Origin of the sequence: Vibrio sp. vnigr-6D03, from assembly GCF_002835515.1 — a bacterium.
Taxonomy (GTDB): Bacteria; Pseudomonadota; Gammaproteobacteria; order Enterobacterales; family Vibrionaceae; genus Vibrio; species Vibrio penaeicida.
On record NZ_PIZL01000012.1, the window covers coordinates 312014 to 332459 of the forward strand.

General features: G+C 45.4%; 20 protein-coding genes. 5 read left to right on the forward strand and 15 right to left on the reverse strand.

Annotated features, from left to right (window positions below; translation table 11 throughout):
- Nucleotides 1–18: 18 nt before the first annotated feature.
- Nucleotides 19–462 carry a GNAT family N-acetyltransferase gene (locus CW749_RS09350; protein WP_101111759.1) on the reverse strand — a complete coding sequence of 148 codons (444 nt, stop codon included), beginning with the start codon at nt 460–462 and terminating at the stop codon, nt 19–21.
- Nucleotides 463–548: 86 nt separating this feature from the next.
- On the reverse strand, nt 549–1037 hold the full coding sequence (locus CW749_RS09355) for an RDD family protein (protein ID WP_237322386.1): 489 nt from the start codon (nt 1035–1037) through the stop codon (nt 549–551).
- A 443-nt stretch (nt 1038–1480) separates the two neighbouring features.
- Here CW749_RS09355 and CW749_RS09360 point away from each other — a divergent pair, with 443 nt between their 5' ends.
- From CW749_RS09360 to CW749_RS09370, 3 genes are all read left to right on the forward strand, one after another.
- Nucleotides 1481–2083, forward strand: a complete 603-nt coding sequence (locus CW749_RS09360; protein ID WP_101111760.1) for a LysE family translocator — start codon at nt 1481–1483, stop codon at nt 2081–2083.
- Nucleotides 2084–2086: 3 nt separating this feature from the next.
- Nucleotides 2087–2908, forward strand: a complete 822-nt coding sequence (locus tag CW749_RS09365) for an AraC family transcriptional regulator (protein WP_101111761.1) — start codon at nt 2087–2089, stop codon at nt 2906–2908.
- Nucleotides 2909–3003: 95 nt separating this feature from the next.
- The gene (locus CW749_RS09370) at nt 3004–3387 is read left to right on the forward strand and encodes a hypothetical protein (RefSeq protein ID WP_101111762.1); all 384 of its coding nucleotides are present in this window, start codon (nt 3004–3006) and stop codon (nt 3385–3387) included.
- A gap of 58 nt (nt 3388–3445) precedes the next feature.
- Here the strand turns inward: CW749_RS09370 and CW749_RS09375 are convergent, their stop codons facing one another.
- From CW749_RS09375 to CW749_RS09390, 4 genes are all read right to left on the reverse strand, one after another.
- Nucleotides 3446–4012 carry an SOS response-associated peptidase family protein gene (locus tag CW749_RS09375; protein ID WP_237322388.1) on the reverse strand — a complete coding sequence of 189 codons (567 nt, stop codon included), beginning with the start codon at nt 4010–4012 and terminating at the stop codon, nt 3446–3448.
- A 186-nt stretch (nt 4013–4198) separates the two neighbouring features.
- Nucleotides 4199–4801, reverse strand: a complete 603-nt coding sequence (locus CW749_RS09380; protein ID WP_101111764.1) for a TfoX/Sxy family protein — start codon at nt 4799–4801, stop codon at nt 4199–4201.
- 105 nt (nt 4802–4906) lie between these two features.
- A complete protein-coding gene (locus tag CW749_RS09385) occupies nt 4907–5725 on the reverse strand; it encodes a TSUP family transporter (protein ID WP_101111765.1) in 819 nt (272 codons plus the stop codon).
- A gap of 73 nt (nt 5726–5798) precedes the next feature.
- Nucleotides 5799–6656: a TauD/TfdA family dioxygenase gene (locus tag CW749_RS09390; protein ID WP_101111766.1), complete on the reverse strand. Its 858-nt coding sequence runs from the start codon at nt 6654–6656 to the stop codon at nt 5799–5801.
- A 109-nt stretch (nt 6657–6765) separates the two neighbouring features.
- On the opposite strand from CW749_RS09390, the gene CW749_RS09395 reads away from it, so the two are divergent.
- A complete protein-coding gene (locus tag CW749_RS09395; RefSeq protein WP_101111767.1) occupies nt 6766–7683 on the forward strand; it encodes a LysR family transcriptional regulator in 918 nt (305 codons plus the stop codon).
- 117 nt (nt 7684–7800) lie between these two features.
- On the opposite strand, the gene CW749_RS09400 is transcribed toward CW749_RS09395, so the two are convergent.
- Nucleotides 7801–9471, reverse strand: a complete 1671-nt coding sequence (locus CW749_RS09400) for an amidohydrolase (RefSeq protein WP_101111768.1) — start codon at nt 9469–9471, stop codon at nt 7801–7803.
- A gap of 252 nt (nt 9472–9723) precedes the next feature.
- On the opposite strand from CW749_RS09400, the gene CW749_RS09405 reads away from it, so the two are divergent.
- Nucleotides 9724–11286: a PAS domain-containing methyl-accepting chemotaxis protein gene (locus CW749_RS09405; RefSeq protein ID WP_101111769.1), complete on the forward strand. Its 1563-nt coding sequence runs from the start codon at nt 9724–9726 to the stop codon at nt 11284–11286.
- A 109-nt stretch (nt 11287–11395) separates the two neighbouring features.
- Here CW749_RS09405 and nirD read toward each other — a convergent pair whose 3' ends face one another.
- From nirD to cobA, 8 genes are all read right to left on the reverse strand, one after another.
- The gene (gene nirD, locus CW749_RS09410) at nt 11396–11761 is read right to left on the reverse strand and encodes a nitrite reductase small subunit NirD (RefSeq protein ID WP_343232580.1); all 366 of its coding nucleotides are present in this window, start codon (nt 11759–11761) and stop codon (nt 11396–11398) included.
- Complete coding sequence (gene nirB, locus CW749_RS09415; protein WP_101111771.1) at nt 11758–14256, reverse strand: nitrite reductase large subunit NirB; 2499 nt, start codon at nt 14254–14256, stop codon at nt 11758–11760. The genes nirD and nirB overlap by 4 nt, the downstream gene beginning before the upstream one ends.
- Before the next feature lie 14 nt (nt 14257–14270).
- The gene (locus tag CW749_RS09420; protein ID WP_101111772.1) at nt 14271–15188 is read right to left on the reverse strand and encodes an ABC transporter ATP-binding protein; all 918 of its coding nucleotides are present in this window, start codon (nt 15186–15188) and stop codon (nt 14271–14273) included.
- Between the two features lie 9 nt (nt 15189–15197).
- Nucleotides 15198–16211, reverse strand: a complete 1014-nt coding sequence (locus CW749_RS09425; protein WP_101111773.1) for an ABC transporter permease — start codon at nt 16209–16211, stop codon at nt 15198–15200.
- 1 nt (nt 16212) lies between these two features.
- Nucleotides 16213–17562, reverse strand: a complete 1350-nt coding sequence (locus CW749_RS09430) for a CmpA/NrtA family ABC transporter substrate-binding protein (RefSeq protein ID WP_180958378.1) — start codon at nt 17560–17562, stop codon at nt 16213–16215.
- 339 nt (nt 17563–17901) lie between these two features.
- Nucleotides 17902–18501, reverse strand: coding sequence for an ANTAR domain-containing protein (locus tag CW749_RS09435; protein ID WP_101111774.1), 600 nt, complete (start codon nt 18499–18501; stop codon nt 17902–17904).
- Nucleotides 18502–18550: 49 nt separating this feature from the next.
- Nucleotides 18551–19528, reverse strand: a complete 978-nt coding sequence (locus CW749_RS09440) for a glycosyl transferase family protein (protein WP_101111775.1) — start codon at nt 19526–19528, stop codon at nt 18551–18553.
- Between the two features lie 40 nt (nt 19529–19568).
- Nucleotides 19569–20438: a uroporphyrinogen-III C-methyltransferase gene (gene cobA, locus CW749_RS09445; protein ID WP_101111776.1), complete on the reverse strand. Its 870-nt coding sequence runs from the start codon at nt 20436–20438 to the stop codon at nt 19569–19571.
- Nucleotides 20439–20446 lie beyond the last annotated feature (8 nt).

A 20446-nucleotide genomic window follows, 5' to 3' on the forward strand; every position in this document is an offset into this window, starting at 1 on the left:
TTGTAATATCTCTGAATTTTATACACTCAAAAAGTAGCTGTAGTAGGCAGTATCTCGTTCATACCCTAAAGATTCATACAGCTTCTGCGCTGTGAGATTATCGTGTGCGGTTTCAAGGGCTAGCCCTTTGGCATTGGTACTGATTGCTAGCTCTTTTGCAGCGTTCATTAGTGCTTTTCCTGCGCCTTGACCTCTCGCACCCCCTGTAACAAACAGATCATTTAAAATCCATGAGCGCTGCGCAGAAACTGATGAAAAGGTCGGGTAAAGCTGGGTAAACCCGATACCTTCACCTTGCTCATTCAATGCAAGAAAGACGACAGATTCGTTGTTTTCGAGCCTCTCTTGAATAAACGCCGTCGCGACACCGATATCACTTTCATGACCATAAAAGATTCGATATTGGTTAAATAGGTCCGCTACCATAGCGACATTTTCTGTACTTGCTTTAATTACATCCATATAAAAATCCGTTCTTTAATTAAGCCAATTAGTCCGACATTGTCGTGTTCAGAGTGTATGAAAACAACTCGTTGATTACAAAAACTTTATTTATCTAACACTACAATCGTATTCGCTAATTTATCCCCTATTCTTTGCCGACCTTTACCCAATATAAAGAGAGCGTCGATAGTGCCAATTATGGGCGATAAAATATTGCGTAAAAATGCGCGCCACAAAGTACAGCTTTTACCCGTAGATTTGTTGATGGTCGACATACCCAATACCAATTTTCCGATGCTTTTACCCCGTGGCAGGGCATCCGAGAATATAAAATAGGTGGCGGCAGCAGCGATAGAAGTCAGAACTTCAACATCGCTTCCAACCTGCAAATAGTCCGTTACGGCCATTACTGTGAGAAAAATCGCCCAAGAAATAGCACCATCTATTATTTGCCCAACATATCGCCTACCGGGGCTCGCTAGAATACGTGTATCTTCCGTACCCTCTCCCCGCTTTCCCTGTCGAATTTGTTCTGGATTGGCATCCGCCATCTCTACAGCTTTTACATCACCGACTGTCGGTTCGATTTTCATTTAACCGTATCCATATATACCCAAGTAACCTCAAGATGCTTGGTTCAGCGAGAATTAACTGGCTTTCAGGCAAGGCACCGGTTTGAAGATCTAGTCGTTCTAAATCAAAAATCGGTAACGCAGTATGAAAGCCAGTTAAACTCGCCCTTGGGAGCCCATATTCTGTCTCACTTCATCGTCATAGAATTTGGAAAGGACTCATCATTCCACTGCGTTCTTTTCCTTGAATTGAAACAGAATATGAGGCTCTGAATCCTGCATCTTGAGGTCACTTGGGTATACTCTATTAAAAATAAAACGTGAACGAAAAAATCTAGCGGTTTCATTGGTGAAATGAAACGGCTGAGCGAAGGTTCTATTAGATGTGCCCCGCAATTTCGTTCAATACTTCAGTCAGCAATCTCGATACGTTTGTTTTTCCAAGTCAATCAAGGAAATACAGAATGGAGTCTTTAGTCTTGTCTATGATTGTCTTCGCGTTTGCTGGCGCGGCGACACCTGGTCCGGTGAATATCATTGCCGCGGCATCTGGCGCTCAATACGGCTTACGCAAGGCTTCGGTTTATGTCGTTGGCGCATCTGTTTCTTACGCAATTGTTGTGCTGCTCAGTGGGCTAACGATTGGTTCACTTTTACTAACCCTGCCTGCATTTACTTTTTACCTTAAATTGGTCGGGTCGGCTTTCTTGATCTATTTAGCGTATAAAATCGCTACCGCTTCCCCTAAACCACTGAAGGCGACGAATATCGGGCAGCATGCGCCGGGATTTGGTAAGGGTGCATTAACTCAAGTATTGAACCCTAAAGCATGGCTTTACGCCTCGTCTGGCGTGTCTTTGTTTGTTGCAGGTAGCAGTACCCAAGACTTGCATTTACCGCTATTCGTCACTATCTCTTTAGTAGTTTGCCTTTTTGGTGTCAGTATTTGGGCATGTTTTGGGCAAGCAATCGGTCAATGGCTCAATAGCGCTCAGCGTCAAAGAGCATTCAATTGGACAATGGGTTTGCTATTAACGGCAACGGTGATAGGGATGTGGTGGAGTTAAAACATGAAGCAAGATGATTCAGTATTTTTGACCCAATCTCAAAGCCTACCATTTGTCGAAATGCGCACAGCGTCTGATTCATTCGCATGCTATCAAGCTCACTCCCACGATGAGTTTTCTTTTGGTGTTATCGATGGAGGATGTGCAAGCTATCGCAACCTGAATCATACCCATCAGGTGCATCAAGGTCACACCGTGACGATTAACCCCGGAGACATGCATTCTTGCAATCCAGACAAAACACAGTGGTCTTATCGAATGCTATTTGTCGATACCCAGTGGATTGGCAAATTACAGCAAGAGTGGACCAAAAAAAGCGGTGTGGATTACCAACCTTTCTTCCATCAATACGAACAACGCTCTGATTTGTATCGGTTATTTCATCAGCTCTATCAATCGCTTTTATCAGAGAAAAACGCGTTGGTGACTGAATCGCTGATGGTTGAATACTTGGCAAGTATCTTTGAACATCCTGTTAGCCCAAGCCTCAATAAGCCCCTGAAAACGGAATCAAAATTGAATCGGGCAGCAGAGATGCTGTGCGATCAATTGGAAGTCAATGTCGCACTGGATAAGCTTGCAAATGAAGTAGACATGAGTCGATACCAGCTGATTAGAGCATTCAATCGGCGGTATGGCGTTTCTCCTCATGCCTACCAATTAGACCAACGGATAATCAAAGCAAAATCTCTACTTAAACGTGGGTTATCTTTAGCCGATACCGCCTCTGAAACTGGGTTTTCTGATCAGGCGCATTTTCAACGTCATTTCAAAAAACGTTTGGCGATCACCCCTAAGCTTTATCAATCCTTTTTTATTACCTAGCTCGCACACCAAAAACATACAGTTGCATATGAAAAGTAGTTCGATATAGAGTCGAACTTACTATCGATTCTATAGAATATGGGAAGGAATAGGTGATGCGAACACTTCTTTTAAGCCTAATGATGTTTAACGTCCATGTTGCAGCTGAAGAGATGTCTATCCCCAGTGACGTATTGAACTGCGTAGGCAGTGAGCCCGATTGGTACCTAGAAGTCACGCCGAAAAAAGCATCATTCAAATCGCTCTCTACCGACGCATTCTCGGTCAGCGTTACACAATCAATAGAGACCGATAATCACACCAATAAATGGGTCATTACCACTGAGGACGACCAGTTTCACCAACAGATTGTTATAGCGTTAGCCGACACTCATACCTGCTCTGATGACATGAGCGATAAAGTATATCAATACGAGACGATACTCCTTGTACACGGTCAAGAAGCCTATAGCGGGTGCTGCAACGTGATAAAAGACTAGTGGGCTACTAACCTCTTATCCCGAGTTCGGGTTACTTAGCAAAATTAGCAGGGATAAATCAACACTTTGTGACTTTCAAAAGCAAGTCACCGGAATGTTCAAGTAAATCGGTGGTGTCGACTGAAGGCGCACATAGCCACTGGTCTACTTCGCTAGATGGGATGAGAAGCGGCATTCGATGGTGGTAAGGTTCGTAAACTTTATCGGGTTTAGTCGTTAATGTAACAACATTGTTCATGGACTCTAACCCAATCGCAGCCATATAAAGCGGTTCATCTTTTGGTGGTTCGAAAAGGTACTTTTGCTTTAAACCTTCATGTGATACCCATTCATACCAACCACTACAGGGCACTACCACGCGTGACGATTCATAAGCGCTTCGAAACGTTGGCTTGGAAGCGACCGTTTCTGCTTGCGCATTAATGATGACTTTTTTAGCCCATTGGGGTTTGATACCCCAGCTAAGGTCGTATTGTTGTAAACCAAATGGGGCTGCGCTTACCGTAGCAAGCGTATCTGTTGGTCTGACATCTGAGTTGGGTTGTGCCAAAAATCGAATACCAAGCTGCTCACATACTTGCTGAGCAAATGGATCGTCCATAACATTAAGTCGGCCGCACATCATAATTTCCACTGATTCCTACAGATTCAGTATAGCCTGCGGTTTTTACGTCATACCTATTTGTAAAAATAAAAAAAGCAGATCCGAAGATCTGCCAAACGAGTAGATTATTACGTGCTGTCATCGCGATAAGTACAAAGACTATCGCTCACTCAGCACTACATCATACGATGCATTGAAAAGTCTCAGTTAAGACGCTTGCTTGCCTACGATCATTTGATAATCGGCATCTAACCTGCGCTTTTCTTCTTCGGGTAGAACCGTCCAATGTTGACCTGTTCTTGCCCCTTCAATTTCGTAAAGCAGCTTAGGCGACACATCCAAATCAAGCCCGAGCTTTACGATTTTGCTCACGATATCTGCGGTAGAGTCTTGTTGAAGTTCTGTCATAGAACCGATGCCAATTCTGCGGAACAACTTAAGATGCAGACGACGAACATTTGGCAACAACCGCAGAGGTTGGTTGGCTCGATGATCACGGTTAGCGGCTTCGATAGACAAATGAACCGCCTCGATAAATGTGATCTCATCAAGCTCAGAGAATAATGAAAAATAGTGTGCGGCAATTTTAAAATCGCCCTTCATTTGTGGCTCTGGTTGGCATTCACCGCAACCCATAGCAACCAATTGGCCTTTGAGTTGGTCTCCTGCCCTTAGAAAAACATGTTCATCACGGGCCACCGCGAAAATGACATCGTTACAGAAAATCCCTGTGCCTCCAAACATTGCACGAGAGCTTACGCGTCCAAATCGCTGCGCGATGAGTATGGTTGAATCAACATTTACGTTCATACCCTTTCCCCCTTTTATTACATCCTTGGCGTTATGCCTCAGGAAACGCCAGCACCCTCATACTGGCTTCACAAATGCGTGATGTTTCCTTGCGTTTCAAGCCATTTATAGCTTGGATATCAGTGCCATCGTTTCAGATACGAACATGTGATGGTCACTGTCGACAATCAGTTTGACTGTCATGAGTAATGTAACGGTGATAAATACTGGGCGAACCACTTTATCGCCGTTATGGATTACGATTTTGCTTCCGACGACTGAACCTAAAATCTGTCCAGCGCCCATTACAAGTCCCAGTGTGTAGTCCACGGAACCTAGCCCTATAAAAAACAGTAAAGAGACCAAGTTACCCATGAGGTTCAGCGGTTTTGTAGCGATGGTTGCTTGCTTGATCGTGACACCTAAAAGGATCACGAAAGCCACCATCCAGATCGAACCAGTACCTGGACCAAAAAAACCGTTATAGAACCCAATCGCTAATCCACAAATCAACATGAATCGACGATTGGAAATCTTGGCTTCAGCCGCTACGTTGTTTTTAATTCTTTTCGATAAAATCGAATAAAATGTAATGCACACCATTAGAACTGGCAGAAGAAGTTGCAGTACTTCTTTTGAAAACAAACTCACCGAATAAGAGCCTAAAACTGCCCCTATTGCCGTGGTTAAAATACCAAATCCAAATCCTTTGAGTTTTATCTCTTTATTTAGCCAATAAGTAATCAACGCTGTGGTTTCACCTATGACTGCCTGTAATCTGTTGGTTCCTAATACAACCAGTGGTGGTATACCTGCTAGCATCATACTTGGCACTGTTATTAGCCCACCACCACCAGCAATCGCATCCACGATTCCAGCAATCAATGCAGCGCAAAACAGCCAAATTAAAACACTTTCAGATACACTAAAAAGCGACAGCTCCATTTGTCAAAACTCCGTACAGGGCAAAAAAAAGCCGAGCCTTGTACCATTGACCAAGGCTCGGTAAAACATGGATTTAGGACGTTCTGCGATTCACAATTACACGGTGCATTACACGTAATGAACCATAGTAATCGTTTACCGCATGGTGTTGCACCGACCGGTTGTCCCACATAACAACCGTGCCATTTTCCCACTTAATGCGGGTGGTGAACTCGGGTCTTGCAACATATTCGTAGAGGTACTCTAGTATTGGGGTACTTTCTTCTACAGTCATGTTGGCAAATTTGTGTGTGTGCTCCTTATTAACGTATATAGAGGGATTGCCTGTATCTTCGTTAATCTTTGCTGCTGGGTGGATTGCTTCAAACGATGCGTTCGCTGTAGCAATCTCACTAAAATTGGTTAAATGTGGAGTCTTTTGTTTTGCTGACTGATGCTTGTTCGAAATATACACAGCATCATTGTTCAACAAGAACTCCTTCATCCCACTCGATAATCGACTGAACGCCGTTTGGCTGTCAGAGAAAACCGTATCACCACCCAATTCAGGCGTAGCTCGAGCGGTCAAAATGGTAAAGTCGGGTGGGCTGTCCAAATAAGTGGAATCCACATGCCACATCCCGCTAAAATTTTCTTGCTGGTGAGGTTCTTTTCGTATTTCTACGATATTTGGGTGCCCCTCAATTCCGCTTGAGAATGGGTACTTTTGTACTTCACCTAACTTGTTTGAAAATGCCATCAAGTCTTCAGCTGAGATAAATTGATCTCTAAAAACCAAGACTTTGTTTTCTAGCATTAGCTCTTTAACAAAGATAAGCCCGTCTTCGTCTAGCTCCGCTAATTTCAGCCCTTCAACTTCTAAGCCCATATGGGGTGCCAATCGCCTGACACGCGTTTCTATCTTAAATTGTGGTGTTGCAACCTTGTCCATGATCGTTAAGTCCGTCTTTTTGTTTAATTATGCGACGCCATTATTAGTATCAATTTTCAACATGTAGTTAAATTAATCATATCTAACTCCAATATTAAGGTTGAACTTAATGCTTACTTCACAGGACCTTGAATTTTTCGATACGATCGCTAACAGCCCTTCATTGGCAGCGGCTGCCAGAACGCTCAACGTAACCCCCCCAAGTATTTCGCAAAGGTTGCAGGCACTGGAAAAAAAATTAAATGTAAAATTAGTTGAAAGAAGCGTTCGGTCCACAACACTCACTGAAGAAGGGGAAAAGCTGGCCAAACGGGGGCGCAAGCTACTTGTAGACATTGAATCATTGCAGAATGAAATACTCGCTGATAAACAAGTCATTGAGGGAGAATTGAGGGTATTATCCCCATTAGGATTTGGCATCGATTACATTGCTCCTCTTGTCACAGAGTTTCAAGAACGATACACAAATATTGATATCGACCTGACTCTTTCAGACATACCACGCTGGACAGACCGGCAACATCCGGATGTAATGGTTTACATTGGTGAACTTAAGAACTCTTCACTCAAATGCATACATCTTGCAGAAAATCGACGCCTTTTGCTTGCATCTCCTCAATACTTGAGAAATTCGCCACCTTTGCTCTGTCCGCAAGATTTGCACAAGCATCAATGTATCGCATTGCGAGAAAATGATGAAGATGTGACCATGTGGAAGTTTGAAGCCACCAGCAATCAGCCACTCACAGGGGTAAGAATTCATCCCAAATTATCCAGTAATGTAGGGCAAGTTATTAAAGATTGGGCAGTGGATGGGAAAGGAATCATCCAACGTTCAGAGTGGGATGTGACAAAAGAACTCAAATCTGGTGAGCTGGTTTCACTCTTACCTGACTTCCCTATTCCAAGAGCCGATGTGGTGGCGCTAGTGTCTGATGACAGACAACAACGTCCATTGAAAGTGAACTTATTCTTAGACTTTATTAAAGCGCGTCTTTCAAACCGACCGTGGTTTAACAAAGCATAAGTTTAACAAAGCATAGGTTTAACAAAGCATAGGTTCAGCAAAGCTTGAGGTTAATTCGCAGGAGAAAGAGCCACTCACATAAAAATTACTCTTGTAAACAATTACTCTTGTAAATAATTACTCAAGTAAGAAAACAATGTTCCCCATCACCATGGTGAGCCAAATAGGTGCGTAAGGGATATCTTCAGGAGACATTTTTGTAATGTCGTCTCCGAGTATGACTAGGTCAGCGGATTTGCCTACTTCCAATGTGCCCGTTAAATGCTCTATCCCTAAGCTTATCGCAGGGTTTTGAGTGTACGCTTTTATCGCAGCATCGATATCGGGAAGCCCCTGCTCCCCCATTTTTAGGCTATTGGCAATACCCGCTAATGGGCTGATCGGATGGACATTCCAATCACTGCTTAAACTCACATTCGCCCCTGAACGATATAGCTTGTTCAAAGGCATCAAATCGTGGATGCGTTTCTTTCCAATAAATGGCTTCGCCCAATCATGGTCTTGTTGTGCAATGTAGTCAGACCCAACCTGCATGTCTGCCGTCACGCCCAGCCTCGCAAATCTCGGTATGTCTTTTTTATTGATCATCCCAACGTGCGTTAGCGTGTAGGAAGCGGTTTTGGCTCGATTATCTAGGCTTTCAATCGCATCTAGCGACGCTCGGACGGCTTTGTCGCCAATCGCGTGGATGTGAGCACCATAACCAATGCCATTTAACAAATGTAGCCACTCTTCCATTTCGCCCGGTGGAATGTAGTACAACCCATCTTTACTTTTAGGCATGTAAGAAAACAAATACGGTGCCAACGTTTTCGCCGTGCCATTAATCAATATTCCGTCACTGTATATTTTCACCTGATCAATGCGTAACCAGCCTTGATCATCGTTCCGATAAATGCGCTCTAAGTATTTCATTTGCTTAAGCATGTCATCTTGAGGATAGATCCACGGACGAAGAGAGACTCTAGCGGTTAAAGCACCATTGATTTCAGCCTGCTGCCAAACTTCTAGCCAGCCTCGCTTCCAATACATCCGTCCATCACCAATGGTGGTAATACCATGCTGTGCAGTCTCGTTTAACCCATTTATAAGCCCTCTGTAACTGGCTTCGAAAAGGTTATCGGAGCTGTTCCAAGCAAGCTCCATGATCACGTCTCCAGCGTTATCCAATAAAATGCCGTTGAGCTTACCTGTGCGTTTGTCTTTCAGAATTCGCCCGCCAGCAGGATGAGGTGTTTTCGCAGTAAAATTGGCCGCAGCAAGGGCTGCAGAATTAACCCACATAGAGTGTGACGTTTGCTCCATGAGAACCACTGGCTTATCTGGAAACACACTATCAAGCACCTCTAACGGAGTGCGCCTGTTTGATTTATGCAGAATATGATCGAGTTGAAAACCGTACCCAATGATCCACCTTTGCTTCTCCCCATATTCTTTGCAATAGCGTAAATAGGGGATTTGTTCTTCAAGAAAAACGTCTGGATCCACATAACAATCGCCGCCCACTTCGGAAGCCGATTCAAAAACGTGGTTATGGTTATCAATAAACCCCGGTAAAACTAACGCACCGTTGGCGTTTATGATTTTGGTTTCAACGTCAATATAATCTTCTACACCGGCTTCACTTCCCAGATAGTCAATTTTTCCTTCTCGGATCGCCATCGCAGAGACACGAAAGCCTTTCCCGGTGTAAATATTGGCGTTACGCACAACAGAGTCCGCTTTTAAAACGGCAAATGAAGGAAAACAAATAAAAAGTAATGAACACCAAACAGTTAGACGTGCCATTCCACCACTCCAAGTGAGACCTGACTATATATAATAGGTCATTCTAAGATGTCTTCCGCTATGAGAAATAACTAAACGAGATAAGAATCAAATGTAAGATTATTTTTTTTAAAGCTCAAATTAAAATCAATGTGGGGATTTTATGAGCTACTGATCATATAAATTTACTTTTGTAGAATTTTATTTTGTATTCCTCACAATTGTTGTGATTATATTGGGCCCAACAAATTGCTCATATGGAATAAAAATCACATGCCTCAAATCCTTTCAAAATCAGCTCAAGAAGTTCTAGTAGGTGAAAATGAACAGCTTGTTTCTACAACCGACTTAAAGGGCGTTATCACGTATTGTAACCCTGCCTTTTGTAGAGTCGCTGGTTTTGAAGAGAGCGAGCTTTTAGGGCAGAACCATAACCTTGTTCGCCACACCGACATGCCAAAAGCGGCGTTTGCTGATATGTGGTCGCACCTAAAGAAGGGTAACGCTTGGCGAGGGATTGTGAAAAATCGAACCAAGAATGGCGGTTTCTACTGGGTAGATGCGTATGTAACCCCTATTTACGAACAAGGCAGAATAGCGGGATACCAATCGGTCCGAGTGAAACCAAAATCAAAATGGGTTGATGTAGCCTCAAAAGCCTACCAAAAGCTCCTAGAAGCAGAAAAGAACGGGCGCAGCTTTGCTTTTGGTTTGCCTACAGCATTCAAATATTCCGCACTTGCTGCGGCGTGTGCCGTCCCTATCATTGCGAATATGATGGAAAGTGGCGTGTCGTGGCAACTTATGATGAGCGCATTACCTGCTGCTGTGCTTGCGGTTTTCTTCCGCCAAGAACTCATTGATACCCCTGCGTTCTTGAAAAAGCTGCAATCAGAATACGACAGTGTCAGCCGATTGGTTTATTCAGGTAATCACATTGCGTCTTCCGCAGATTTCCATATCAAGTTGCTACAAGCACGTATTCGCACTGTGTTGGGAAGAATGACCGATTCCGCTGCGCCTCTTCACCAGTTATCCGATGATTTAAGCAATACCGCAATCCGAGCCATGGGTGCCATTCGACAACAAAACACCGACATTCACCACGTTGCCAGCGCGGTGAACGATATGGCTTCTTCGGCTAATCAAGTATTTGAGCATGCCTCCCAAACTCAAGTGCTGATCAACGACACTCAATCGCAATGCGACCAAACCCGAGCCAAAATTGATGCGACTGAAAATCAGTTGAATCAACTCGCGGCTAATGCAGAAAAGGCAACGCAAACCACCTATCAATTGAGCGAACAGGCACAAAAAGTTGGTTCAGTGATGTCTGAGATCAGTGGCATTGCCGAACAAACGAACTTATTGGCACTGAATGCTGCGATAGAAGCAGCGCGAGCAGGAGAACAAGGCCGTGGATTTGCCGTTGTTGCCGACGAAGTTCGTGCGCTTTCATCACGCACCCAAAATGCAACCGAGACTATTCAGGCAAGCTTGGGGCAAATGTTGTCGACCATTTCGACATGGCAAAAAGAAATTGAACGCAGCCGAGACCAGACTGGCGACTGTGTTGTGATTGCTCAGGAGGGCGCGCAAAGCCTACAGCAAATTGAGCAAATGATGACTGAAATTCACGGTTTGATTGACCAAGTATCTAACTCGGCCAACCAACAAACTCAACTGTCTAGTCAAGTCAGCGATCGCGTACATTCTATTGCTCAAACATCTGAGAAAAATTTAGCCGAAACGGATCTGGTTGAGCAAAACAGCCAAGTATTAAAACAAGGTGTCGATAGGCTGTTCCAATTGGCGAAACAGTTCGAGCAGAAATAAAGGTGCTTTCGTTCTCTCTAACAGGGCACTTTCGCTGACTCAGTAAAGAAAGGGGTGAGGCATTGAATAAATGCCTCACCCCTTTTAATGTCATTGGCTAAGTTTGCGCTTAGGATTGCTTAGATAGGATCCATACTTCGTCATTTTTTATCTGAACTTGCCACGTTCTTAAACTCTGTTCTGGCATTTCTAAACACGCACCAGTCTCTAAGCTAAAATGCTGTTTGTACATAGGAGAGGCGACGCACAACTTCTCCCCCTGATTTCCAACAATTCCTCGACTCATTACGTACGCCCTTGCTATTGGATCCCAATTCCCAACAGCAAAAACACGAGGCGACTTATCCGGTTTACTTGAACCCACAAACGCTTCGTCCGGCACCAAAAATAGCGCGACCTGATGATCGTCAAACACACTCCCAACACCTTGATAGGGCGAAAGCTGATTGATATCGCAAATCTTCTTCCACATCATTTCACCTCTGAATTTTGAATCGGAATTGTACTGGGTATACGTTGCCCTCGAACTCTCTGATAAGGCAGTGGAACACTGTCACCTTCGTGATTTATGAATGGACGGAATCGGGCACGTTTTTTATCCGACATCACAGCGGTTTTCCATTCACATTGATACGAATCCACCACATGTTGCATCTGCGCTTCTAATTGAGCATTGATTCCCAATGAATCCTCTATCACGACACTTTGCAGGTACTCCAACCCTCCATCAAGATTGTCCATCCATACTGAGGTTCGTTGAAGCTTATCTGCCGTTCGAACGTAGAACATCAGCACACGGTCAATCAAGGTAATCAACTCGTCTTTCGACAAATCAGAAGCCAGCAAGTCCGCATGGCGAGGACGCATTCCCCCGTTGCCACAAACATACAAATTCCAACCATTTTCTGTGGCAATCACGCCGATATCTTTGCTCTGCGCTTCCGCACATTCCCGTGTGCATCCGGACACCGCCATTTTTAGCTTGTGGGGCGAACGCAAACCTTTGTAGCGATTTTCAAGCTCAATGGCGAAGCCAACGGAATCATCGACGCCGTATCGACACCATGTTGAACCAACGCACGATTTCACGGTTCGTAGAGACTTGCCATAAGCATGCCCTGTCTCAAAGCCCGCTTCGATGAGTTGTTCCCATATTTCAGGTAATTGCTCCATCTTGGCACCAAACAAGTCAACGCGTTGCCCACCAGTAATTTTGGTGTAGAGATCGTATTGCTTTGCAACCTGCCCTAAACGGATAAGCTTTTCTGGTGTTATCTCTCCACCGGGAACGCGAGGCACAACGGAGTAGGAACCGTCTTTTTGCAGGTTAGCCATAAAGGCATCGTTCGAATCTTGCAGCGCTTGGTGTTGTGGCTCCAAAATGTGTTCATTCCACAGCGATGCAAAAATCGACGCCGCTGTCGGCTTACATAAATCGCACCCAACACCCTTACCGTATCGGGTGAGCAAAGTTTCAAAATCGTGGATCGCCTCAACCTGACAGATATGGAACAACTCCTGTCTTGAATAAGTAAAATGCTCGCAGATATGGTTGTTGACCTCCATGCCCATCGCAGCCAATTCTGCATCCAGCACGGTTTTCACCATGTTGCTGCACCCGCCACAACCTGTGCCCGCTTTGGTTTCAGATTTCAAGGTATTGAGATCGTGCGCGCCAGCTTGAATGGCAACCACCAAATCGCTTTTAGTGACATTATGGCAAGAGCAGACAAGCGTGTTATCGCCGATTTCCCCCGATAGGGCTGAAGCATCCAACAGCAACTCCGCTGGATATTCAGGTAGCGGTGATTGATTCAGGTAACACTGAAGCAAAGCATCATAATCAGTATTGTCCCCTACCAATATCGCGCCCAACAATCGCGACCCAGATGCATCAGTAATCAGCTTCTTGTAAATGCCGGTATTAGCATCTTGAAGAATGAGTTCCTGAGCGCCTTCTGTCGTCATCTGCGCATCGCCAATCGAGGCAACATCCACCCCAAGCAGTTTGAGCTTGGTGCTCATATCCGCGCCAGTAAACGTGCTGTCTCCACCCGACAATTGCTCGGCCACCGTCCGTGCCATTTGGTAACCAGGAGCCACCAGCCCGAAGATTTTTTGTTGCCATAAAGCGCATTCCCCAATGGCGTAGACGTTCGGATCGCTCGTAATACAGTGGTCATCAATCACAATGCCACCTCGCTCTCCTACGGCAATCCCAGCCTGCCTTGCTAACGCATCTTGAGGTCGAATCCCAGCAGAAAAAACGATGACATCAACTTCTAACGAGTCTTTATCTTTCAAATTCATGCGATGAAATGCGCTTTCTCCATCAATAATTTTTTCTGTCGCAGTGCCTGTATGCACGTGCAAACCAAGCGACTCTATTTTGCTTTTCAGCATATTGCCGGCCCCACCATCAAGCTGAACAGGCATCAATCTCGGTGCAAACTCAATCACGTGGGTATCCAACCCAAGTAGCCTCAATGCGTTGGCCGCCTCTAGACCAAGCAACCCACCACCGATCACTGCGCCGGATTTCGCCCCTTTACAGGCTGCTTGAATCTCAGAAAGGTCGTCCAGCGTTCGATAGACAAAACAGTTTTTACGCTCATGTCCAGGAATGGGAGGGACAAATGGATAAGATCCCGTTGCAAGAACCAATTTGTCGTACTGAAGAATAACGTTGTCATCGATCACCACTTGCTGATTTTCAGTTTTAACAGACGTAACCTGACGACCAAGAATTAGCTCTACCCCATATTTTTTATACCACTCCTCACCTCCAAGCTTTAAGTCTTCGTGGGACTTACCAGAAAAGAGAGCAGACAACTGTACTCTGTCGTACGCGATGCAAGTCTCTTCCCCAATCACTGTAATTTGATAGTGTAAATGAGCGTGTTTTTCTACCAGTGAAGCCACCAATTGATGCCCCACCATTCCGTTCCCGACAATGACCAAACGTTCCATATTGCTCACCTTCCTTATGCGCTTTTGGGAGCGTCTAAAGGCTCCTCTTGTTTTGGGGTTGCCAATACGGGTTGCGGTTTGGCTTGTTTTTCGTACAGAAAGCGTAAAACCGATTGGCGATATTTTTGATACTGGGCGTTATCCGCCAGCTGGACGCGGTTTCGCGGTCTGTCCAGATTTACATCGAGTACTTCACCAATCGTGGCTGCTGGTCCGTTGGTCATCATGACAATTCGATCCGACAACAAAACAGCTTCGTCAACATCGTGCGTTATCATGATCACAGTGGTATTGAGCTCCGCATGAATCGCCATCAGTGCATCTTGCAAGTGGGCTCTAGTTAACGCATCCAACGCGCCAAAGGGTTCATCCATCAGTAGCACTTTTGGCTTCAAAGCAAGTGCTCGTGCAATCCCGACTCGCTGTTTCATGCCACCTGAAATTTCATCGGGCTTTTTGTCGCTGGCGTGGGTCATTTGCACTAATTCAAGGTAATGCTGAACCTGATCCCGCACCCATGATTTGTTTTTCTTTATCCCTGTATGGGTTGTGGCTAGATTCTTGGTAGCTAAGTTCTTGGAAACTAAGTTCTTAGAAGATAAGTTCTTGGAAGCCAATTGTTTTACGGCTAGTTCCACGTTTTGGTAAACCGACAGCCAAGGCAGCAACGAGTGGTTTTGAAACACGACTGCGCGCTCTGGTCCCGGTCCATCTACTTCTCGTCCTTGCAATATCACGCCGCCATCGGTTGGATCGTGCAACCCAGCAACAAGGTTAAGTACCGTTGACTTCCCACAACCAGAGTGGCCAATCAGTGAAATGAATTCGCCCTCTTGAATGCGTAAATCCACTTTTTTCAAAGCAACAAATTCGCCTTTGGGAGTGGGAAATCGCATACCTAACTGAGTCAGGTTTAAAAATGTATTTGGCATAATGCTCTCCTAACGCAGTATTTGCTGCTTGTCCCAAGACACTGACTTTTGCAGCGTCAGCATTCCTCTATCGAGCAACAGCCCGATGAACCCAATCGTGATCACAGCAACCATGATCCGCCCTAGTGAGGCTGAGCTGCCGTTCTGAAATTCATCCCATACGAACTTTCCTAGCCCCGGGTTTTGCGCCAACATTTCTGCGGCAATCAGCACCATCCACGCAACGCCTAACGAAAGGCGCAAGCCGGTAAAAATCATGGGAATGGCTGAAGGAAGAACAATCGTCCAGATGTGTTTCCACCACGATAGGCGTAACACTCGGCTTACGTTCACCAGATCTTTATCGACGCTCGTTACACCTACAGCTGTGTTGATTAGCGTCGGCCACAAACTGCACAGCGCTACGGTAAGCAAAGAGTTCACAAACGATTTCGCGACTAAAGGATCGGAGCTAACGTATGTGGCACTCACCACCATGGTGACAATGGGTAACCATGCCAATGGTGAAACTGGTTTAAGTAACTGGATTACTGGGTTGAATGCTTGGTACAAGTTGTGATTTAACCCCAATACGATACCCGCGGGAATGGCGATAAATGAGGCGAGAAGAAAGCCACACGCGACGGTGATTAAGCTGGTCGCTATCTGGTCGAAAAAGGTTGGCTTACCGGTATAAGGGCGAATTTTCACTTTGGCATCTGGATCTTTCGCCAGTTTGGCTGCATTGCGTTTTTCTTGACGCTCAACAAACGCCACTTCTTTCTCTCTTTCTGCCCAGTGGTCGGAAACCAAATGACCAAACTGCTGCGCTGTTTGAACGGGCCCCGGCAATGTGCCGAGTGAGGTTTGTACTTGGCGAGCTGACAAATGCCAAAGCATCAAGAATAACAATATCCCAAGCAAAGGAAGCAACAATGCTCTGCTGTGATTGGCGACTTGCGTTTTATTTGGAAATAACGAAAACACGTTGTTTTCCGATATTTTATTCTTAGGCAAGGGTTTCTTAGATAACTGACTGTCCATATTAGATTTCCTCTGCGCCTTTCAGCCCGATATTGAACTTCTTCAAATAAGCATTTGGCTTTTTACCGTCGTACACGATGTTGTCGATAAAATGCGTTTGTGGCTGGCGGTAACCATCTTGTGAACTGAATTCTGGGAAATCTGATTTGAGCAAAACTCCATCTTTGATGAGGGATTCTGCAGCCTGTTGGTAAATGTCGGGGCGATACACTTGTTTCGCGATATTGGCGTACCAATCATCTGGCTTTTCTTCTGGAATTTGCCCCCAGCGGCGCATTTGCGTGAGGTACCAAATAGCGTCGCTGTAATAGGGGTAGGTCGCGTTATAGCGGAAAAACACGTTGAAGTCTGGTACTGAACGTTTGTCGCCTTTTTCATACTCAAACGTGCCTGTCATACTGTTGGCGATCACATCCGCATCTGCGCCAACGTATTGGCTTTTAGCCAGTAACTTCACCGCTTCTTCACGGTTGGCGTTGTTGTTCTCATCTAACCAATGGGCCGCCCGAATTAATGCCTTAACTACGCGAATGTGTGTATTCGGGTACTTTTCTGCCCAAGCTTTAGAGACACCAAACACTTTTTCAGGATTGTTTTTCCATATTTCGTAATCGGTGACTACAGGAACACCTATTCCCTTGATAACCGCTTGCTGATTCCACGGTTCGCCGACGCAGTATCCCATTATGGTCCCCGCTTCCATCGTGGCGGGCATTTGCGGTGGAGGGGTGACACTCAGCAGCACATCAGCGTCTAACTGGCCACTGTTGTCCCCTGTTTTCGGTGCGTAATACCCCGGGTGAATCCCCCCAGCCGCTAGCCAGTAGCGTAATTCGTAATTATGGGTAGAAACCGGAAACACCATACCCATGTTGAATGGCTTTCCTTTGTCGAGGTAACTTTCTACAACAGGTTTTAACGCATCGGCTTTGATTGGGTGGACAGGTTTCCCATCTGACTGTTTGTTTACGTGGAGCTTCATCTGCTGCCATATATCGTTAGAAACCGTGATGGCATTGCCATTCAAATCCATACTAAACGCGGTGATCACCTCTGCTTTTGTGCCTATGCCAATGGTGGCCCCCAGCGGCTGCCCCGACAGCATGTGCGCACCATCCAACTCTCCATCAATCACTCTATCGAGTAACACTTTCCAGTTGGCTTGCGCTTCCAGCGTTACGTACAGCCCCTCGTCCTCAAAAAAACCTTTTTCGTACGCCACCGCAAGAGGCGCCATGTCGGTCAGCTTAATAAAGCCAAACTTCAAGTCCTCTAGCTCAGGTTCCCCAACCTGTGCAAAAGCAGAATGTGCACTTAATGAGATTGCACCGAATGAAAGTGTTAAACCCACTGTTTTTAGCAACCAAGACCTTATTCTGTTTTTCCGACAACCCATTCGAACGCTCCTGTTCAAAATTCCAATAATAAAAACTTAAAAAAAAGGCGCGGCTGCACCTAGAGTGCAGTCGCGCCATTGCTTAGCTATTGACCACCGCCGTTGATGGTCTATTGGAGCATTGCTCCACTTATAGTTTTTATTAGTTCAAGTTGCGTGCCAAATGAAAATTTCAATTAAAATCATAAGGTTAATTTATAATCACATTGTTAACTTAGCTCTTTTGCCGCTTTGTAGTGCATCCCTGCACCAGATCGAGTGTTATTCAAACCCACGTAATCTATGGAGTCTGAGTTAACCAATCGCGTCAAACGTTAGCATTAGATTCTTAGCCACAAGGCCGATTGGCTGGCTGGATTTCATCGCGCTGGTTCGAAGTGCTTTATAGGCTTCTTCTTCATCTATGCGGTGCATTTTCATCAAAGTGCCTTTGGCTTTTTCGATCCACTTTCGATCATCGAGCTTTTGATGTAGCGATGCGATTTCTTGTTCCACTTTATCCATATTTTCACGTAATCGCGCAGCGTGTTGGAGCCACATGGATAAATCATGATCGGAACGATAAGGAAGGATGACATATTGGTTTGCGAAAGGCAGGTGAGCAATGTTATCGACCTGAAGTGTTTCTACAAGGATGACTAATGCACACTTTTTGGCGGCAGCATATTCAATGAGGCACTTCAATTCAGTGGTTGGGGCAGCCCATGAAACCACCAACGCCTGACGATTGAAATTGAGTTCTGGTTCTATGCCCGAATCTGCTTCGTTCAGCATCGCGTCTATATGTGCCAACTGGCAACGCACAACCTTCATTTGCTGCGTGGCCAGTTGTTCACAAATTCGCGTTTGATGTTCTAAGTTATCGCTGAGTACGAAAACCGTATGATCCTTCATAACATGTCCTTTTTATCGCATTCCGACTTCTGTTATGAAGTGGGATGGGTTAGGAGACTAAGGCTGTCTTAGCTAGATATTGGTCCCAATATTCGTTTGCCAATTTTTGTGCCTTTTCTTTGTCTCCATGAATCGCAAACAGCGCTGACACTAGCGTCGCGACAACGCTGTGCGACATCAATTCAAGTTCGGCAGGTGCCGTTCCGAGCACACAATTTTCCGCGACTTTGACGCTCTGAGAAGCGCTTTCTTCCCAATAGACGGGCTCGACTTTTCCGTGGTCGCACACCCAGACGGTTTGGCTCACTTTTGGGTTGAATTCGGTTTCACCCGATGTACCTTTAAACGACAGTACACGACCAGATTCAGCGCAAACTTTTTGTTCTACTTTGGCGTGCAGCTCCTGAAAGCCTGGGTGGAAGCTGCCTCTTAGACCATAAGGTAATTGACCTGGGTTAAGCGCTCGCACTACCGTATTGATTGGTGTTCTTACGCCATATCGCGCGTTCCAACTTAGTAACGTTACTATTTTGGGCTGAAAAGCCTCCAATGGCAGGTATGCGATGCCCTCGGATTGAATGACTTTTTCTGCGTGCTCCAAACTCTCGGCTTTAACAATGCCGACCGCTTCTAGAGACTGCTCGGCATGATTTTTTGTTAAGTGTCTTTGCGCATGACCGTGCAATAGAATCTTGTGACCGTTATCCGCCAAAATTTTAGCCGCGACCAAATGCCAAGCTCTGTCGGTCGTTTTGTTCTCGTGAACGCGCTTTCCCGCATACAAAGGCCAATCCAAATCCGCTTTGATAGGTTCAAAGCCTTCATGAAATGCACGGACAAATCCTGCTATTTCTTCCGGCGTTTCGTTGTTCACCCGCATTAATACCAATGCCATCGCCAGTTGGTCGTCGGCAACTTGCCCATCAAACCATCCTCTCAACAAATCAAACGATTCTTGTTCAGTGAGCGGTCTTCTTCCACGCTCGCCTTTCCCGAGAGCCTTAATACACTGAATAGCGATAGACATTTACTGCTTCCTTTTACTGCACCTTTTGACGAAGTGGTCACTATACAGAAAACTCCACGCTCTGTGATATCAAAGCTGAAATACTTGCTCTTATATTCACCACTTCGCCCAAGATCATCAGTGCAGGGCTAATGCCCTTTAATTTCTGGGCTGCATCATTTAGCTGGTTCAGTGCTAGGGTATGAATGTTTTCTTCATCGCTGCATCCATTGGTCACAATGGCGACAGGCGTTTCTCCCTTTAATCCATTTTTAATCAGCCCTTGCTGGATCTCGTTTGCTTTTTCTAACCCCATGTAAAAAACCAGCGTTTGCCCGCTATTCACCAAACCACTCCAAGCAGGTAAAGCGCCCGTCACCACGTTCCCCGTAACTAACGTGACGCTACGCGAAACTTCTCGATGAGTCAGCGGAATCAGTGAACTGGCAGCGCAGCCGATCGCAGCAGTAATGCCAGGTACCACTTCAAACGGGATCTGATATTTCGCTAATTCCAATGCTTCTTCACCACCCCGACCAAATATAAAAGGGTCGCCCCCCTTTAGCCTTACGACCTGTTTGCCTTCCTTGGCTAACCGGACAAGCAATGCGTTTATCGCTTCTTGCTTCATACTTGGATGACCGCAGCGTTTACCAACATAAATGGTTTCCACATGTGGGCTGGCGAGCGTTAAAATGTCTTGGTTGATCAAGCGGTCATACACCAACACTTGGGCATCTTGAATGGCTTTAAATGCTTTGATGGTTAGCAATTCGGGGTCACTTGGACCACACCCCACCAATTTAACTGTTCCCCCACCCTTTCCGTTTGTCTGATGCATTTTGGGTGCGCGCGCATCTAAGTTAACTTTTTTAAACAGCAGAGGTCTGAATGAAGTCGATCTACAATCCGTTTGCATTACTTTTGTCATTCCAGAAT

What these genes read in the sequence shown, in the direction of transcription:
- CW749_RS09365 (WP_101111761.1), top strand. Translation starts at nt 2,087, where the DNA reads ATGAAGCAAGATGATTCAGTATTTTTGACCCAATCTCAAAGCCTACCA.
- cobA (WP_101111776.1), bottom strand. Translation starts at nt 20,438, where the DNA reads ATGACAAAAGTAATGCAAACGGATTGTAGATCGACTTCATTCAGACCT.
- CW749_RS09425 (WP_101111773.1), bottom strand. Translation starts at nt 16,211, where the DNA reads ATGGACAGTCAGTTATCTAAGAAACCCTTGCCTAAGAATAAAATATCG.
- CW749_RS09380 (WP_101111764.1), bottom strand. Translation starts at nt 4,801, where the DNA reads ATGAACGTAAATGTTGATTCAACCATACTCATCGCGCAGCGATTTGGA.
- CW749_RS09395 (WP_101111767.1), top strand. Translation starts at nt 6,766, where the DNA reads ATGCTTACTTCACAGGACCTTGAATTTTTCGATACGATCGCTAACAGC.
- CW749_RS09385 (WP_101111765.1), bottom strand. Translation starts at nt 5,725, where the DNA reads ATGGAGCTGTCGCTTTTTAGTGTATCTGAAAGTGTTTTAATTTGGCTG.
- CW749_RS09375 (WP_237322388.1), bottom strand. Translation starts at nt 4,012, where the DNA reads ATGATGTGCGGCCGACTTAATGTTATGGACGATCCATTTGCTCAGCAA.
- CW749_RS09420 (WP_101111772.1), bottom strand. Translation starts at nt 15,188, where the DNA reads ATGCCAAATACATTTTTAAACCTGACTCAGTTAGGTATGCGATTTCCC.
- nirD (WP_343232580.1), bottom strand. Translation starts at nt 11,761, where the DNA reads ATGATGTGGAAGAAGATTTGCGATATCAATCAGCTTTCGCCCTATCAA.
- CW749_RS09435 (WP_101111774.1), bottom strand. Translation starts at nt 18,501, where the DNA reads ATGAAGGATCATACGGTTTTCGTACTCAGCGATAACTTAGAACATCAA.
- CW749_RS09360 (WP_101111760.1), top strand. Translation starts at nt 1,481, where the DNA reads ATGGAGTCTTTAGTCTTGTCTATGATTGTCTTCGCGTTTGCTGGCGCG.
- CW749_RS09405 (WP_101111769.1), top strand. Translation starts at nt 9,724, where the DNA reads ATGCCTCAAATCCTTTCAAAATCAGCTCAAGAAGTTCTAGTAGGTGAA.
- CW749_RS09350 (WP_101111759.1), bottom strand. Translation starts at nt 462, where the DNA reads ATGGATGTAATTAAAGCAAGTACAGAAAATGTCGCTATGGTAGCGGAC.
- nirB (WP_101111771.1), bottom strand. Translation starts at nt 14,256, where the DNA reads ATGGAACGTTTGGTCATTGTCGGGAACGGAATGGTGGGGCATCAATTG.
- CW749_RS09400 (WP_101111768.1), bottom strand. Translation starts at nt 9,471, where the DNA reads ATGGCACGTCTAACTGTTTGGTGTTCATTACTTTTTATTTGTTTTCCT.
- CW749_RS09370 (WP_101111762.1), top strand. Translation starts at nt 3,004, where the DNA reads ATGCGAACACTTCTTTTAAGCCTAATGATGTTTAACGTCCATGTTGCA.
- CW749_RS09440 (WP_101111775.1), bottom strand. Translation starts at nt 19,528, where the DNA reads ATGTCTATCGCTATTCAGTGTATTAAGGCTCTCGGGAAAGGCGAGCGT.
- CW749_RS09355 (WP_237322386.1), bottom strand. Translation starts at nt 1,037, where the DNA reads ATGAAAATCGAACCGACAGTCGGTGATGTAAAAGCTGTAGAGATGGCG.
- CW749_RS09390 (WP_101111766.1), bottom strand. Translation starts at nt 6,656, where the DNA reads ATGGACAAGGTTGCAACACCACAATTTAAGATAGAAACGCGTGTCAGG.